Source organism: Halopiger goleimassiliensis, assembly GCF_000455345.1.
Lineage (GTDB): Archaea > Halobacteriota > Halobacteria > Halobacteriales > Natrialbaceae > Halopiger_A > Halopiger_A goleimassiliensis.
Window position 1 is genome coordinate 2,159,983 of sequence record NZ_HG315690.1, and the last position, 16,582, is coordinate 2,176,564.

Consider the following 16,582-nt stretch of genomic DNA (forward strand, 5'->3'; position numbering starts at 1 on the left):
GTATCTGTTGTATTACAACACAGTTTCGTGGCGTATACACTAACTGAGCCCATACATTGAAGAGTTCGGACCGGTCTCTGTAAGAGACAGTAGGTAATGATTCATCGTCAGATTCGCTCTCTTCTCTACGTGCTCGGTATCGGTTGTCTGATTCTTGGCGTGGCCGGCACCGCCGTCGTAGCGGCCGCCGACGCCGGTGGGACCGACGGAACCGACGTCTCGATCGACGCCGGACTGGAGGACGACGGGACGACCACCGTCGTCGTCAGATTCCAGGGCCAGTCAGCGGACGCGATCCGTCCGTTGAGTGAGGACCAGCGCCTCGAGTCGCTACGAACGCACGCGGCCGACGCGCAGGCCCCGTTGGAGGAGTTCGCCGCCCGCACCCCCGGCGTGGAGATCGACCGCCAGTTCTGGATCGCGAACGCCGTCGCCGTGACCGTCGACACCGACCGCGTCGGCCTCGAGCGACTCGCCGCTGTCGACGGCGTGACCGCCCTCCACGAGAACCACGAGATCGAGCCACACGGCGCGGCGGCGACCGGGGGGTCGGCGGCGGACGCCGGACCGACACCGGCTATCACGTCCGCGGCGAGCGATCCCAGCACTACCGCGGGCCTCGAGGAGATCGACGTCCCGACCGCGTGGTCGACGTTCGACACCCGCGGCGAGGGCGTACGGGTCGCCGTCCTCGATACCGGGATCGATCCCGACCACGAGGACGTCGCGTTCGACGCGGACAACTGGGCGGAGTTCGACGCGAACGGTGACCGGGTCTCCTCCGACCCGCACGACCACGACGGCCACGGGACTCACGTCAGCGGCACCATCGCCGGCGGGAGCGCCAGCGGAACCGCCATCGGCGTCGCCCCGGACGCCGAACTGCTGCACGGCAAAGTCCTCGGGGACGGCAGCAGCACCTTCACCGCGGTCGCCGCCGGGATGGAGTGGGCCGTCGAGAACGACGCCGACGTCCTGTCGCTGAGCCTCGGTGGCGGGAGCAGGGTCGACTCGATGGTCGAACCGGTCCGTAACGCCCAGCAGGCGGGAACGATCGTCGTCACGTCCGTCGGCAACGACGGTGCTGGAACGAGCACGTCCCCCGGCGACGTCTACGACGCGTTCGCGATCGGCGCGAGCGACGGGACGGGCATCGCGGCGTTCTCGAGCAGCGAAACCGTCGTCGCCGACGAGTGGAGCGATCCGCCGGCCGAGTGGCCCGACGAGTACCGCGTCCCCGACGTCGTCGCGCCGGGCGTCGACGTCCTCAGCGCCTATCCCGGAAACCGGTACGCCGAACTCGACGGGACGAGCATGGCCGCCCCGCACGTCTCGGGTGCCATCGCGCTCCTCTACGCGAACGCCGCCGGCGACCTCTCGCCGGCGGAGACCCGCGACCTGTTCGCCTCGACCGCGGAGGACCTCGGTGCCGACGCCACCAGGCAGGGTGCCGGCCGGATCAACGTCACGGCGGCACTGCTCGAGCAGTCCCGGGACGCTCTCGATCCGACGATCGGCCCGGAGACGGCCAACGTCTCGACGCCGACGACGCTGACCGTCGACGCCGACCACCCCATCGCGGAGTATCGGTGGACGTTCGAGGACGGCCGGACCGCGACGACGACCGACCCCTCGATCGAGCACACGTTCGACGAACTCGGCCCGAGCGAGGTGACGGTCACGCTCGAGGACGTCGAAGGCTACGAGACCACCGTCTCGTCGACGGTGACGGTCGATGACCGGCTGCCACCGACGCCCGACCTCGCGGCGAACCGGACCGACGGCGTCGAGGTCGGCCTCGAGACGGTGACGCTGGACGCCAGCGGGTCGACCGACAACGATGCGATCGATCGCTACGAGTGGACGTTCGGCGACGACGTGGTGACGACGACCCAGCCGACGCTCGAGCACGCGTTCGCCGATACCGGAACCGCGACCGTCGGGGTGACCGTCGTCGACGCGTCCGGCAACGAGAACGGGACCACGCTCGACGTCGAGGTCGTCGATACGACGTCGCCGACCGCGGCCCTCGAGGCACCCGCTGAAGCCGTCGCCTTCACCGACACGTCGTTCGACGCGGGCGAGTCGACGGACAACGGCGCGATCGATCGCTACGAGTGGACGTTCGGCGACGGGATCACGGCGACGACCGACGACCGCGTCGCGACCCACTCCTACGACGCGACCGGCACCCGGACCGTCACGACGACGGTCGTCGACGACGCCGGGAACAGCGGGGAAACGACGGCCGATCTCACCGTCGTCGATCCGCCCACGGTCACGATCGACTCGCCAGTCGAGGACGCCGCGGTCGCCGACGGCGCAGTCGACGTCGACTACGTCCTCGAGCACACCGACCTCGAGGGTGCGGCCGGGGTGGAGTATCGGGTGACCGACGACGGCGGCGACCCGGTCGGCGACTGGACGTCGGCCGCGTTCGAGTCGACCCGCGACGAGGCGTCGTTCTCGCTGACGACGACCGACCTCGCGGACGGGACGTACGCGATCGACCTCCGCCTCGTCGACGACGCCGGCGAGCCGCTCCCCTTCGACTCAGCGACCGACGAGGTGACCGTCACGGTCGACGCGAGTCCGCCCGCGGTGACGCTGGGCGTGAGCCCCGCCGACGACGCCTACGGCTCGATCGGGGAGTTCAACCCGGCGGTCGTCGACCTCTCCGTGGCCGATCCCCACCACGAGTCGGCGACCATCGCGGTACTCGCGCCCGACGGCCAGGGGATTCGCGAGTGGGACCGCTCCGGCGAAACCGGTGACGGCGGGGCGACGTCCCTCGAGTGGGACGCGACCGACGACGACGGCCGGGCGGCCGACAGCGGCGAGTACGAGGTCGTGGTGACCGCGACGGACGCGCTCGGGAACGACGCCCGGGAGACGATGGCGGTAGCTGTCGACACGGCCACGCCCTCACTCGCGTTCGAGTCGATCGAGGGCGGTACCGTCGCGGATGCGACCGCCTACGCGAACGACACCGACACCCTCTCCGTCCCGATACGGGCGGACGACGGACTCGGCGACCCCGACCGCGTGGAATCGCTCGCTGTCACCCTCGACGCAGTGGGGACGAACTACCGACAATCCGTCCCCGTCGAACGCGGCGCGGGCGACGACTGGACCGCGACCGTCGACGGTGAGTCCCTGCCCGACGAGGGGACGTACGACGTCGTCGCGACGGTCACGGACGCGGCGAACAACACGATCGAGTCGACGGCCGACGAACGAATCCGGCTCGATCGAACGGAGCCCCGCCTGAGCACGACCGTGACGGACCTGGAGGACGAGACGGGGACGGCGACGGTTCGCGTCCGGTCGACCGAACCGCTCGTCGAGGTTCCGACCGTCACGGTCACCGACCCCTCCGGCGAGGAGACGACGGTCGCCGACCTGACCAGCGGGTCGGAAACCACGTGGACTGGGACCATCGACGCGACCGAAACGGGCCAGTACGACCTGACGGCGACCGGCGAGGACCGCGCCGGGAATCGCGGGAGCGACGATACCGGGACGACGATCGAGACGGTGAGCACGACGAACCGGACCGTGACGGTGTACGACGAGCGGACGGGGACGTTCCTCGAGTTCAACACGACCGCGGACGTCGAAGAGACGTTCGTCACGATCTCCGAGACGGAGTCGGCCCCGTATCCGCTCGCTCGAGGTTCGGCGGGGGTCGACTTCCTGACGACGAAACTGGCCGCCGAACTCGAGACGACCCTCTCGAACGCGACGATCGCCGTTCCGGTCGACGAGGGGCGGCTTCCGGAGGGCGTGGCCCCCGATTCGTCCGCCGTCGGCCTCCGGTGGTACAACGAGACCGCGAGCGAGTGGGAAGACCGCCCGCTCGAGACGACGGAGATCGACACGGAGCGGGACGGACGGGTGATCGAGGGGACCTACTGGACCGCGACGGTCGATCACTTCTCGACCTACGGCGTAGTGGTCGAGGACGAGACGCCCCCGGAACTCGCGTCCGTCGATCCGGCGGACGGCGAGACGCTCGACTCGAGTACGACCCAGCGGACGATCGAACTCGAGTACGACGACGACGTTTCCGGCGTCGACACCTCCTCGATCGTGCTCTCGATCGACGGCCAGGACGTCACCGACGACGACGCGACGCGGACCACCGCGACCCGCACGACCCACGAGGGGTTCGACGTCTCGGCGGGCGACTCCTATTCGATCGTCCTCGAGATAGCGGACGAAGCCGGGAACGGAGCCGTCTACGAGACCTCGTTCGAGGTCGCCGCCGCGGACGACGGCAGTGACGACGGAAGCGGCGACGGGAGCGATGCCGATGACGACGACGGAGAAGCAGGCGGTGGCACGGCCGGCGGTGGCGGCAGTAGCAGTGGCGGAGGCGGTACCGGTGGCGGGTCCGTGGACGACGGCGGTGATGACGACGGGGACGACGAAATGGAGCCGGAGGACCCCGAGGAGGCCGACGACGCCGAAGCGGACGAGTCCGCGAAAACCGGGGGAGACCCCGAAGCCGATCCGACGAGCGAGGACGACGCAGGGGGCGACGACGCGTCCGAGACCGACGATGGGTCGCTGACGAACGACGAAAACGATGCGGGTGCCGGCGACGACAGTTCCGCAGAACCGGACGCCGAGGACGAACCGGAGGACGCGGACGGGACTCCAGGATTCGGCATCCTCGGCGCGATCGGTGCCGTGCTATCGGTCGTCTTCCTCCGCAGACGGCACACTGGGTAACCTCCCCACACTCGACCGCGAACGGCCCGACCAGGGCGGGAAAGGAACGGAAGGCGGGTTCGACTACTCCAGCAGTTCGTCACGAAGCATCGGGATGAACGTCCCGATGTCGGTGACCATCCCGATAGCCTGCGCACTTCCCCGATCCAGTAGCTGGGTGACGGTGGCGGGGTTGATGTCGACGCAGACGGTCTTCGTGGTGGAGGGCAGACAGTTCCCGACGGCGACCGAGTGTAACAACGTCGAGAGCATGAGCACGAGGTCGGCCTCGTGGGCCTGCTCGCGGATCGCGTTCTGGGCCTCGATCGCGTCGGTGATCGTGTCGGGAAGCGGCCCGTCGTCGCGGATCGATCCCGCCAGGACGTAGGGGACGTCGTTTTCGACGCACTCGTACATCACGCCCTCGTCGACGACGTCCTCCTCGACGGCCTCGGGAATGCCGCCGAGGCGGACGATCTCGCTGATCGTGTAGATGTGGTGTTTGTGTCCCTTCCGCGGGTGCTCGAGGCTCTCCGTGTCGACGCCCAGCGAAGTGCCGTAGAGGTCCCGCTCGAGGTCGTGAACGGCGAAGCCGTTGCCAGCCGACAGCGCGTCGACGTACCCCGCTCGAACGAGGTCGGCCAGCGCGTCCCGGCCGCCGGAGTGGACGATCGCCGGCCCACAGACGGCGAGGACGTTCCCGTCGTTCTCCCGAACCTCGCGCATCTCGTCGGCGATCTCCTCGATCAGCGACGCCGAGGGGCGCTCGCTCGAGACGCCCCCCTGCATGAAGCCGAACGACCCGCCGCCGTTGCGGGGCCGTTCCGGCGGTTCGACCCGGATGCCGCTCTCGCCCGTCACGACGAGGTCGCCCTCCTCGACGGCGTTCAACACTTTGGTCCGAACGCGGGGGTCGCCGTCCTCGCTCTCCTCCACGACGAGCGCACAGTCCATCTCGACGTCCTCGACCTCGAGCCACTGGCCGTCGACGCGGACGAACGTCGGGTGGTTGGTCGTCGAGTAGAAGTCCACGGGCACGACGCCGTCCTCGGGCGCGGCGACGAGTCTCGCGTCGCGCGGATCGGCCACGGTCGCGCCCTGCTGGTTGAGCTCGTGGACGATCGCCCGGAGTTCCTCCTCCGTGTCGGCCATCACGCGCATCCGGCAGTAGGTCTCGGCGTGTTTGTGCCGTCCGACCTCGAACTCCTCGACCTCGAACTCGCCGCCCATGTCCATGACGACGCCGAAACAGTTGCCCATCATCCCCGAATCGATGATGTGGCCCTCGAGTTCGACGGTTCGCGAAACTGTCATCGGGCAGTCTTCGAGGCGCGGGACCGTGAATGTGATCGTCTTTCACTCACCGCTGCCGCAATACTTGCCACAGTGATGGGTCACTCGAGGCTACCGACCCGACCGCTGGCGCGCCAGGGACGGCCCGACGACCGACTCCGGTAGACTTTGCCGGGGTCGTGGCCGTCCGCGGACGCCCTCACGGCTTCTGTCGGCGAATTCGTCACTCACGTCCGTTGCAGCGACGGGTAACGCTTTTATACAGTCGTGTGGACACCTCCCACGGAGATCACCCGTGCCGGACGACCACTCAGCCTCGCGAACGATCGAACTGTGGGTGCGATCGTTCTCCCCGACGACGACGGGGCCGAGCCGACGACGTGCGCTCGAGCGAGCGACGCGCCTCGAGTCGAGCGAGCGCGTCGACGCCGTCGAGATCGACGTCTGGGGGTCGGAAGTCGAGTGCGGAACCCTGTCACCGTACGTCCCCCGGCTAGAACGGATCGAAAGTCGGCTCGAGACGTTCGAGAAGTGGGCCGCACGGACCGGACGCAGACTCGAGCCGTTCTTCCGTCGTCGGCGACTCGAGTCGACGATCACGGGCGAGCGTCGCGAGGTCTGGCAGCTACCGACGGTCGCGCTCGCCGAGTTCGACGGGGACCGACTCGTTCACGTCGCACCCTGTCGGGACGGCGACCGAACGATCGACGTCTTCGATCGACTCGAGGCGCTCGCGGACGACGGGTCGGACGGCTCGGTAGTACGGTACGACGGCGACCGATGGGACGACGAGGTGATCTCCGAGACCGAGACGGACCAGCGCGCGGCCGATCACACGCACCGCGTCGGGCCGTCGTCCGGACCGAACTGACGCAGTGTCACACGGTCCAGTATTCCCCCTTCAACCGGATCGGCGGACACCCTTTATGGTACTCAATGACGTACCATCAGGTATGGCCAGAGACCCAGCCACAGCCCACGAGTCGCGGTGTCGCAACTGCGGGTTTGAAGCGCCGGGCGGCGACGCGGAGTGGACCCGCATCGAGGTCCCGAAACTGGGACGCATGACCCAGTGTCCGAACTGCGAGAGTACGGACGTGATCACGCGTCGGTGAGTGGCCGCCTCGCCGGCGGGTAGCGAGTCCCCGTCGTCTACTCGAGGAACCGTCGCCCATCCGACGGGCGGGGCGGCGCTCGACGCGGACAGACTCTTGGTGCCGACGCTCTTACGTGCGGGTATGACACAACAGCCTGACGAGGAGAACACGGCCCCGAAGGACCTCCCCAGTTCCGAGGACGAGTGGCGCGAGCGACTCGACGACGAGGAGTACCAGATTCTCCGGGAGGCCGGCACCGAACCGCCGTTCAGTGGCGAATACGTCGATCACGACGAGGACGGCAACTACTGCTGTGCGGGCTGTGGGGCCGTCCTGTTCGACGCCGACACGAAGTTCGAATCCGGCTGTGGGTGGCCCAGTTTCTACGACGTCGACGACGACCGCATCGAAACGCGACTGGACACGAGCCACGGGATGCGCCGCACCGAGGTCGTCTGTGGTACCTGCGGCGGCCACCTCGGACACGTCTTCGACGACGGCCCCGAACCCACCGGGAAACGCTACTGCATCAATAGCGTCGCCCTCGAGTTCGACGACGAGTAGTCGTCGTTCGTTCGGCAAGCCGAGTGTATCTGGATTGTCTCTCCGGCCGTCGACGAACGATACGTAGAGAGTATGTAGTTATCGCTCTACCTGAGATCAATCGTCGTACGGTGGCGCGCGCTGTCGGTCAGCCGAGCGAAGCGAGGTGTGACTGGAAGGAACACCTCGAAATGCGAATAGCGAGGGACGCGAAGCGTCCCTCGAACCATGCGAGCGGGCCGTAGGCCCGCGAGCAGACGGGGAACGAAGTGACCCGTGAGCGACTGTGAGGCTGACCGACGAAGCCGTGCGAGGGATGAGCGGAGTGTAACGGAGCGAATCGGTTGGGGGAGGGCGTGGCTACTCCTCGAGTCCACGATAGCAGGACGCTTCGTTTCACTGTCTTCCCCACTCGAGAACGATTCGACGACTCGCCGCGAACGGAAAGAACGACGGGGAAGCCGCCCCCAATAGCAGGCATGGAGTACGAGACGCCGCTGTTCTTCCGCGTGATGCAGTACGCGGCCGACGCTGACCGCGACGTGATCGACATGGTCAGCGGCAACCCCGACTGGGAGCCCCCGAGCGCGCTCCGCGAGGGCCTCCGGGAGTACGCCGACCTCGAGCCGGACGCGTTCCAGTATCCCGCCAGCGAGGGACTGGCGGACCTCCGCGAGGAGATCGCCGCCCGCCGGGGCGTCGACGCCGAGCAGGTCGTCGTCACCAACGGCGCGGGCGAGGCGAACTACCTCGCGATGGCCCGTGCGTTAGAGCGCGACCGCGGCGACGAGATCCTGCTGACCGATCCCGTCTACCCGTACTATCCGGGGAAGACGGCCATGCTCGGCGGCCGCCAAACGTACGTCTCCGCCCGGGAGAACGGCCAACTCGAGCCCGGGGTGGTCCGGGAGGCCGCGAGCGAAGAGACGGGGGCGATCCTGATCAACACGCCGAACAACCCGACCGGCGCGGTCTATCCGGAGGAAACGATGCGGGAACTCGTCGCCATCGCCGAGGACAACGACGCCGTCCTGATCAGCGACGAGGTCTACGACCACTTCGACCTCTCGGGGCAGTTCGCCAGCGCGCTCGGCGTCGACTCCGACCACCGGATCGTCACCAACGCCTTCTCGAAGTCGATGGCGATCACGGGCGTCCGCGTCGGCTACGCCGTCTTCCCCGAGACGCTGGTCGAAAACGCCAAGAGCCGCCACATGCTGGTCAACGTCGCGACGACCAGGCCCGGCCAGTACGCCGTCCTCCAGGCGTTGCGCGAGACCGACCCCGACTACTACGAACGCAACCGCGACCTGCTCCGCGAGCGCGTCGATACCTTCACGAACGCGCTCGAGGCCGCCGGCGCGGAGTACACCACGCCGCAGGGCTCGTTCTACGTGATGGCCCGCTTCGAGGGCCTGTCGGGCACGCTCGAGAACACGTTCGAACTGATCGACGAGGCCGGCGTCGCGGGGATGCCCGGCGAAACGTTCGGCGAGTCGCGGCGCGACTGGTTCCGGTTCGCGCTGGTCACGCCCCGCGTCGAGGAGGCCGCCGAGCGACTTGCGGCGTACTTCGAGTGACCGGCGTCGGGGACCCGGCCGTCAAAAGCACCCGTCACCTGACGCGTCCGCCGTTATCCCCGTGGCCCTCTACTCCTCCGACGATGACCGAACTCACCATCCCGCCCGAGGCCGACGAACAGCGCGCCGCCGAACTGATCTCGGATCACGTCGACGTGGGGGACGACGTCGAGGTACGAGAGGCCGAACGGACCGGCAGCGACGACCACGCCGTGACGGGCGAGGTGACCGACGTCTCCCCCGGCTACCTCGAGCTCGACGGCGAACCCCTAGACGGCAAGAGCGTCCGCTACGACGAGATCGAGACGCTGACGTTGCTCGATACGAACCACCCGTAAATCGAGCGTTTCCCGCCGCTAGTTCCCATCATCGTCCTCCAGAACGAACTTGCGGTTCCGTACTCGAGACATACTCGATTCAATCCCACAAGGGTTCGTCTGAAACGCGACGATCCGTAGCTTCGCCTCGGGGGACAGCAGCCGCTTCAACCCCACAAGGGTTCGTCTGAAACCGGTTGACGATCTGGATGTCCGCGGACCTGAAAACGCTTCAACCCCACAAGGGTTCGTCTGAAACGATCGTCCCGAGCCTCATCCGCGGGCACCGTCCCCGGCTTCAACCCCACAAGGGTTCGTCTGAAACTTCCCGACGCGTTGCTCGAGAACTCGTCGCCGATGCTTCAACCCCACAAGGGTTCGTCTGAAACTCTGCCGCCTCCCGATCACCGACCAGACCCGGATGGGCTTCAACCCCACAAGGGTTCGTCTGAAACGAGTCGTCAAACACCCGGTATGGAGACTCTCCACCGAGCTTCAACCCCACAAGGGTTCGTCTGAAACAGGGGTTCATGGCCGGTGAGACGGCCACCACGGTCGCTTCAACCCCACAAGGGTTCGTCTGAAACTGCTGTTGTGATTGACTCATGAGTGTGGCTTGGAGCTTCAACCCCACAAGGGTTCGTCTGAAACCGTCTGGGTCAAAGCAATTGGAGGGAGAGCATGCTTCAACCCCACAAGGGTTCGTCTGAAACAATCCCGCTGGCAACGTCCGGTCGGCCGCGGTAAACGCTTCAACCCCACAAGGGTTCGTCTGAAACCATGCCGGATATCCGGCGCTGAGCGTCCATAGGCATTACTCGCACATATCCATTTCCGTCGACCGACAATACCCAGGAAACCCTGGGGGGTCGATGGAGCGAGGCCACGACCGATCGATGAACGCGACTGACGAATTACGTCGAATCTATTGCAATGCCGATCCGGACCCGTCGAAATCGGCCTCAGTCCGCGCTTACTCGAGGGTCACCCACTCGCCGCGCTCGTCGCTCTCCTCGATGGCGGCGAGGACCCGCTGGGCCGCCAGCCCGTCCTCGAAACTGGGCGCGAACCCCCCGTCGTCGGCGGTTTCACTGCCTCCGGTTCGAGACGCCTCGCTCGCCACCGTCGAGAGGAACTCGTAGTTCTCGTGGACGAAGGTGTGCTCCCAGCCCAGCACGTGGCCCGGGGGCCACCAGTGGTCGACGTAGGGATCGTCCTCGTCGGTGACCAGGATCGTCTCGTAGCCCCGATCACCCTCCCGGTGGACCTCGAGTTCGTTCAGCCGCTCGAGTGAGAACCGCAGGCTCCCCGTCGAGCCGTGGATCTCGATGGTGTGGTCGTTCTTGTGGCCGGTCGCGTACCGCGAGGCCTCGAGGGTCCCCATCGCGCCGTTTTCGAACGCGACCTGCGCGGAGTAGGCGTCGTCGACGGTGACGGGTCGCGTCTCTCCACGCTTTCCTTCGACCGGTCGTTCGTCGACGAACGTCTGCAGATGCCCGCTCACCCGCTCCATCTCACCGGCGAGGTCGTCGTCGCCGACCAGGAACCGGAGGAGGTCGACCGTGTGAGCGCCGAGGTCGCCGAGCGCGCCCGACCCGGCCATCTCCTCGTCGAGTCGCCACGCCCACGGTGCCTCGGGGTCGACCAGCCAGTCCTGGAGGTAGCGTCCGCGGACGTGGCGGATCTCGCCGAGTTCGCCGTCCTCGAGCAGGCCCTTCGCATACCGGATGGCGGGGACGAACCGGTAGTTGAACGCACAGCCATTGGGCACGCCGGCCTCGCGGGCTGCCGCGGCCATCCGTTCGGCCTCGGCGAGCGTCGGCGCGAGCGGCTTCTCGCAGAAGACCGGCGTGCCGGCCTCGAGCGCGGCGATGGAGGGTTCGGGGTGGACGTGGTTCGGCCCGAGGTTGTAGAAGACATCGACCTCGTCGACGACCTCGGCCCAGTCGGTCGCGGTCGACTCGAAGCCCAACTGGTCGGCCGCCTCGGCGAGGGCGTCCTCGTCGCGGCCGACGAGGACGCTGCGTTCGACGTCCGGTGCGTCCGGGAAGAACATCGGGAGCCGGGAGAGCGCGTTCGCGTGGGCCTTTCCCATGAACCGATAGCCGAGAATACCGACCTGGAGCGTCATGGGGATATCTTTACAATACGCGTAGTTAGAGGTTTCCTCTTCGAGGATCAGAGTGGACCGAACCGTCTGCCGGAAGCGTCGGTTCCCGCGGAACTACTCCGCCCAGTAGGCCTCGCCGGGTTCGGTCGTGAACACCGCCCGGTGCAGCAGTTCGATGGCCTTCTCGAGTCCCTCCCGGCCGCTGGTCAGCGAGTCCTCGTGCTCGATGCTCAACGCGCCGTCGTAGCCGACCAACCGGAGCGTCGAGACGACGTCCTTCCAGTGGGCCTCGTCGTGGCCGTAGCCGACGGATCGGAAGAGCCACGACCGGTTCGGTTCGTCGTCGTAGGCGGTCGTATCGAGGACGCCCTTCTCGCGGGCCTGCTCCTCGTAGACGCGCGTGTCCTTGGCGTGGACGTGGTGGATGGCGTCGCGCTCGCCCAGGTACCGGATCGCGTCCGTGATCGAGATGCCCTGCCAGTAGAGGTGCGAGGGATCGAAGTTCGCCCCGACGCGCTCGTTGGTCTCCTCGCGGAGCCGAGCCATGCCGTGGGGCTCGTAGACGAGCATGTTCGGGTGCATCTCGATCGCGATGTCGACACCGTGGTCGTCGGCGAACGCGGCGAGATCCGACCAGTACTCCGTGGCGACCTCCCACTGGTACTCGTGGGCCTCGGCGTGTTCGGGTGGCCACGGCGCGGTGATCCAGTTGGGCACCTCGTCTTCGGGTCCGCCCGCGGGGAGCCCGGAGAAGCAGGTCACCGTGTTCACCTCGAGCTGGCTCGCCAGGCGGATCGCCTCCCGCAGTTCCGTATCGGCCTCGTCGGCGCGTTTCTCGTCGGGGTGCAGCGGGTTGTTGTGGGTCGCGAGGGCGCTGATCTCCATCCCGTACTCGTCGAGGGTTTCGGCGAGTTCGGCCTGGGCGTCCTCGTCGTCCAGGTACTCCGCCCGAGGGAGATGATCCTGCCCCGGATAGCCGCCGACGCCGGGCTCGATCGTCGCAACGTCCCGTTCGGAGAGGTACGCGAGAGCCCCCTCGAGCGATTCGTCGGCCAGCGGTGGCGTGTGAACTCCGACGTGCATACGCGTCCGTACCACCGCGACCGGTAAATCGATTACCACTATTCGAAATAAGATTCTCCCTGGAGCCGCGTAAACGCCCTCGAAACGCGGTCTTACTCCTCGCTCTCGTAGGGCTCGCCGACCGAATCCGGCATCCGGGTCTTGCCCCACGCCGTGAGGACCACGATCACGGCGACGTACGGCAGGAGGTTGACGAGCCGGGCCGGGAGGTCGATCCCGACCGTCTGGAACTGGACGTTCAGCATGTCCAGCGCGCCGAACAGCAGGGCCGCCCCGGCGGCACCGATCGGGTTATAGTTGCCGAAGAGGTAGGCGACGATGCCGATCCAGCCGCGGCCGTCGACCATCGTCTCGCCGGTGCCGACGAAGTTGCCGGCGTGGGCGAGCAACACGGCCCCGCCGAGGCCGGCCATCGCGCCCGAGAAGATCACCGTCGCGTACCGAACGCGGTTGACGTCGACGCCGGCGGTATCGAGCGCCTCGGGGTTCTCGCCGGCGGCCTGGATCCAGTAGCCGTACCGGGTCCGATAGAGGAACGCCCACGACGCGAGGACGATCAGGATCGTCAGCAGGATCAGCGGCGACTGGCCGAACGCGAGCGAATCGATGCTCGCGAGTCCGGGACTGGAGCGGCTCCCCCAGATGATCGCCGCGGTAAACGGGGCGAATCCGAGCCCGAGGAACCAGACGGCCAGTCCGGCGACGATCTGATCGGCCTTGTACCGGATCAGTAAAACGGCAAAGATAGTCGTCAGTGCGACCGATATCAGGACCGACGCGACGAGCGCGGCCCAGACGTGTCCCTGCGTCGGTGCGGTCCCCCCGAGGGCGTACATCGTCGCCGCCGCCGAGAACGCCCCGAAGATCATGAATCCCTCGAGACCGATGTTGAAGACGCCGCTTTTCTCGGCGTAGAGGCCGCCGATGGCCGCGAGCGCGATCGGCGTCGCCATCTCGAGCGATCGCGAGAGGAATCCGAAGGTGAACACCCGATCGAGAGCGATCTCGTCGGTGAAGGTGACCGCGGCCCCGAACGCGACTGCGACGAGGAGTACGAGTCCACCGAGGCGAACGCTCGTCCGGGACGTGTAGTCGGCGACGCTCACCGCTGCTCACCCCCCAGTCCGGTCCGTTTCGCGAGCATCCGGAACAGTTCCGGAACGGCGACGAACAGGACGACCAGCCCGACGATCCCGTCGATCAACTGAACCGGGACATCGCTGTTGATCTGGATGTGCGAGCCGGCCGACTCGAGGCCGCCGAACAGCAACCCGGCGGGAACGACGCCGACGGGGTGGTTCGCCGCCAGCAGGCTGACCGCGATCGCGTCGAACCCGTAGTTCCCGACGCCCGAGGGGTCGGTGTAGTAGCCCTGGATCATGATCGCGAAGACGGCACCCGCGAGGCCGGCGACGACGCCGGAGAAGGTCATCGTCGAGACGATCATCCGTTTGGCGTCGACCCCCGAGTAGCGCGCGGCCGACTCCTGGTAGCCGCTGGTCACCATGTCGTAACCGAAACTGGTCCGGGAGATGACGAGGGAAACGGCGACGACGACCGCGACCGTCACGAGCAGGCCGACGATCGAGAGGTTCGGATCGTCGAACAGCGGCGAGGGGAGCGTGACGGTGTCGGGGAGTCGTTCCGTCCGGGTGGCCGTCGCCTCCGGGTCGCCGAACCGGCCGGCGACGAGCCAGCCGACGAACCCGATGGCGATGAAGTTGAGCATGATCGTCGTGATGATCTCGTTGGCACCGCCGTAGGCCTTCAAGACCCCTGGCAGTGCGGCGTAGAGTCCGCCGGCGACGACGGCCGCGAGCGTCCCGAGCAACAGTAACGCGAGGCCGCCGAGCGCGTTCTCGGGGAAATATGGTGAGAGTTCGACGATCGCCACGACGGTCGTAAATCCGCCGACGACGAACTGTCCCTGAACGCCGATGTTGAACACGCCGGCCCGGAACGCGACGGCGACGGCGACGCCTGTAAGCACGAACAACGTCGAGTACCGGAGCGTCCGAGCGATCGCCCGTCCGCTGCCGAACGAGCCGACGACGAGCTGGTTGGCGAACCGAAGCGGATTGTGGCCGGCAGCGGCGACGATCACGAGTCCGATGGCGAGCGCGAGTACCGTCGAGGCGAACGCGATCCCGATCCGCTCGAGCACCGTCGCCTCCAGGAGTTTCGCGGCGGCGGCGTCGAGCGCGCCGCGAGCGCGTCCCGGTCCGTCGTCCGTCACGTCGGGACACCTCCGTCAGTGTCGTCCAGTTCGGGCCGTTCCTCGGGATCGGCGTCCTCGGGACGCGTACCCGCCATCAGCAGCCCGAGTTTTTCCTCCGTGACCGTCTCCGGATCGACGACGTCGATGAACTCACCTTCGTACATGACCGCGATCCGGTCCGAGAGCTTTTGAATCTCCTCGAGTTTCGAGGAGACGACGAGAATCGCCAATCCTTCGTCGCGAAGTTCGATCAGGCGATTGTGGATGAACTCGATCGAGCCGATGTCGACACCCCGGGTCGGGTGGGCCGCGACCATCACGTCCGGATCGTGCCCGATCTCGCGGCCGACGATGAACTTCTGTTGGTTCCCGCCGGAGAGCGACCCCGCCGTCGTCTCGGGGTTCGGCGGATTGACGTCGAACTCCTCGATGATCTCCTCGGCGTGTTCCGTGACCGCCGCCCAGTCGACGACCCCACCGTTTGCGTACGGTTCGATCGTCTGGTTTCCAAGCAGCGCGTTCCGAGCGAGGGAGTACTCCTGAACGAGCCCCTCTGCTTGGCGGTCCTCCGGAATGTACGCGATCCCGTCCTCGATGCGCCGACGACGGCTCCGTCCGGTGATGTCGTCACCGTGGAGTCGCACTGTCCCGTCGTCGACGGACCGCAATCCGGTGATGCTCTCGACGAGTTCCGTCTGGCCGTTACCCTGCACGCCGGCGATGCCGAGGATCTCCCCCTCTCGAAGCGTAAACTCGACGTCGCTGACCTGTTCGCGACCGCGATCCCCGTCCACGCGAAGGTTCTCGACTTCGAGCACGGGATTGCCGGTCGTCGGCTCGCGCTCGATCCGGTCGAACAGCACCTCGCGTCCGACCATCAGTCGGGCTAGCTCCTGTTCGGTCGTCTCGGCGGCGTCGACGGTGCTGACCGCCGTCCCGTCGCGCAGGACGGTGATCCGGTCGGCGATCTCGAGGGCCTCGTCGAGTTTGTGTGAGATGAAGATCAGCGATCGGCCGTCGTCGCGGAGGTCCGCCATCACGTCCATCAAACTCTCGACTTCCTGGGGCGTCAGCACTGCCGTCGGCTCGTCGAGGATGAGTACCTCCGCGCCACGGTAGAGGCTCTTGACGATCTCGACGCGCTGTTGGGCACCGAGATCGAGTTCCTCGATCGGGGTGTCCAGATGCTGGTCGGTGTCGAACCCGTAGCGCGAGCAGATAGCTTCGATCTCCTCGCGGGCGGCCGACTCGTCGACGACCCCGTTGGTCGTGGGTTCGTGGCCGAGGATGACGTTCTGGAGTACCGTCATCGGTTCGACCAACTGGAAGTGCTGGTGGATCATGCCGATCCCGGCGTCCATCGCGTCCCGCGGCGAGTCGAACGCGCGCTCCTCGCCGTCGACGTAGATCGAGCCCCTGTCCTGATCGTACAGACCGTACAGGACGCTCATCAGGGTCGTCTTTCCGGACCCGTTCTCGCCGAGCAACGCGTGAATCGAGCCGCGCTCGAGCGTGAAATCGACGTCGTCGTTCGCAACGACGTCGCCGAACCGTTTCGTGATTCCCTCGAGACGGACGGCGGGTTGCGCGTCACGTGTTGTCATAGTGGTGTGAAATAACCGTTC

The 16,582-nt window shown here is 66.9% G+C and carries 12 protein-coding genes and 1 CRISPR repeat array; of the genes, 6 read left to right on the top strand and 6 right to left on the bottom strand.

The annotated features are described in order from the left end of the window. Positions 1-159: 159 nt before the first annotated feature. On the top strand, positions 160-4,737 hold the full coding sequence (locus TX79_RS10585) for a S8 family serine peptidase (protein ID WP_049927411.1): 4,578 nt from the start codon (positions 160-162) through the stop codon (positions 4,735-4,737). 63 nt (positions 4,738-4,800) lie between these two features. Here TX79_RS10585 and TX79_RS10590 read toward each other — a convergent pair whose 3' ends face one another. Next, a complete protein-coding gene (locus TX79_RS10590; protein ID WP_049927412.1) occupies positions 4,801-6,030 on the bottom strand; it encodes an ornithine cyclodeaminase in 1,230 nt (409 codons plus the stop codon). 274 nt (positions 6,031-6,304) lie between these two features. Between TX79_RS10590 and TX79_RS10595 the strand changes: the two genes are divergently transcribed. The 5 genes from TX79_RS10595 to TX79_RS10610 all read left to right on the top strand — a co-directional run bounded on the left by TX79_RS10595 (position 6,305) and on the right by TX79_RS10610 (position 9,567). Further along, positions 6,305-6,880 carry an HTH domain-containing protein gene (locus TX79_RS10595; RefSeq protein ID WP_049927413.1) on the top strand — a complete coding sequence of 192 codons (576 nt, stop codon included), beginning with the start codon at positions 6,305-6,307 and terminating at the stop codon, positions 6,878-6,880. Between the two features lie 82 nt (positions 6,881-6,962). Beyond that, a complete protein-coding gene (locus TX79_RS19685) occupies positions 6,963-7,124 on the top strand; it encodes a hypothetical protein (protein WP_195892491.1) in 162 nt (53 codons plus the stop codon). A 123-nt stretch (positions 7,125-7,247) separates the two neighbouring features. Beyond that, positions 7,248-7,670 carry a peptide-methionine (R)-S-oxide reductase MsrB gene (gene msrB, locus TX79_RS10600; RefSeq protein ID WP_049927414.1) on the top strand — a complete coding sequence of 141 codons (423 nt, stop codon included), beginning with the start codon at positions 7,248-7,250 and terminating at the stop codon, positions 7,668-7,670. 458 nt (positions 7,671-8,128) lie between these two features. Then, a complete protein-coding gene (locus TX79_RS10605) occupies positions 8,129-9,229 on the top strand; it encodes a pyridoxal phosphate-dependent aminotransferase (protein ID WP_049927415.1) in 1,101 nt (366 codons plus the stop codon). Between the two features lie 83 nt (positions 9,230-9,312). After that, a complete protein-coding gene (locus TX79_RS10610) occupies positions 9,313-9,567 on the top strand; it encodes a hypothetical protein (protein WP_049927416.1) in 255 nt (84 codons plus the stop codon). Positions 9,568-9,643: 76 nt separating this feature from the next. After that, positions 9,644-10,325: direct repeats of the CRISPR family, unit length 30 nt; unit sequence GCTTCAACCCCACAAGGGTTCGTCTGAAAC. 194 nt (positions 10,326-10,519) lie between these two features. Here TX79_RS10610 and TX79_RS10615 read toward each other — a convergent pair. The 5 genes from TX79_RS10615 to TX79_RS10635 all read right to left on the bottom strand — a co-directional run bounded on the left by TX79_RS10615 (position 10,520) and on the right by TX79_RS10635 (position 16,561). Continuing rightward, positions 10,520-11,677: a Gfo/Idh/MocA family protein gene (locus tag TX79_RS10615; protein WP_049927417.1), complete on the bottom strand. Its 1,158-nt coding sequence runs from the start codon at positions 11,675-11,677 to the stop codon at positions 10,520-10,522. Between the two features lie 93 nt (positions 11,678-11,770). After that, positions 11,771-12,739 (bottom strand): sugar phosphate isomerase/epimerase family protein, encoded by a 969-nt coding sequence (locus tag TX79_RS10620; protein WP_049927418.1) that lies wholly within the window; start codon positions 12,737-12,739, stop codon positions 11,771-11,773. A 92-nt stretch (positions 12,740-12,831) separates the two neighbouring features. Beyond that, on the bottom strand, positions 12,832-13,845 hold the full coding sequence (locus TX79_RS10625; RefSeq protein ID WP_049927419.1) for an ABC transporter permease: 1,014 nt from the start codon (positions 13,843-13,845) through the stop codon (positions 12,832-12,834). Beyond that, positions 13,842-14,975, bottom strand: a complete 1,134-nt coding sequence (locus TX79_RS10630) for an ABC transporter permease (RefSeq protein ID WP_049927420.1) — start codon at positions 14,973-14,975, stop codon at positions 13,842-13,844. The genes TX79_RS10625 and TX79_RS10630 overlap by 4 nt, the downstream gene beginning before the upstream one ends. Further along, complete coding sequence (locus tag TX79_RS10635) at positions 14,972-16,561, bottom strand: ABC transporter ATP-binding protein (RefSeq protein ID WP_049927421.1); 1,590 nt, start codon at positions 16,559-16,561, stop codon at positions 14,972-14,974. The genes TX79_RS10630 and TX79_RS10635 overlap by 4 nt, the downstream gene beginning before the upstream one ends. Positions 16,562-16,582: the final 21 nt, after the last annotated feature.

Bases quoted from the DNA above. Each gene is read 5' to 3' on its own strand.
- TX79_RS10590 (WP_049927412.1), bottom strand. From the start codon at position 6,030: ATGACAGTTTCGCGAACCGTCGAACTCGAGGGCCACATCATCGATTCG.
- TX79_RS19685 (WP_195892491.1), top strand. From the start codon at position 6,963: ATGGCCAGAGACCCAGCCACAGCCCACGAGTCGCGGTGTCGCAACTGC.
- msrB (WP_049927414.1), top strand. From the start codon at position 7,248: ATGACACAACAGCCTGACGAGGAGAACACGGCCCCGAAGGACCTCCCC.
- TX79_RS10605 (WP_049927415.1), top strand. From the start codon at position 8,129: ATGGAGTACGAGACGCCGCTGTTCTTCCGCGTGATGCAGTACGCGGCC.
- TX79_RS10610 (WP_049927416.1), top strand. From the start codon at position 9,313: ATGACCGAACTCACCATCCCGCCCGAGGCCGACGAACAGCGCGCCGCC.
- TX79_RS10615 (WP_049927417.1), bottom strand. From the start codon at position 11,677: ATGACGCTCCAGGTCGGTATTCTCGGCTATCGGTTCATGGGAAAGGCC.
- TX79_RS10620 (WP_049927418.1), bottom strand. From the start codon at position 12,739: ATGCACGTCGGAGTTCACACGCCACCGCTGGCCGACGAATCGCTCGAG.
- TX79_RS10635 (WP_049927421.1), bottom strand. From the start codon at position 16,561: ATGACAACACGTGACGCGCAACCCGCCGTCCGTCTCGAGGGAATCACG.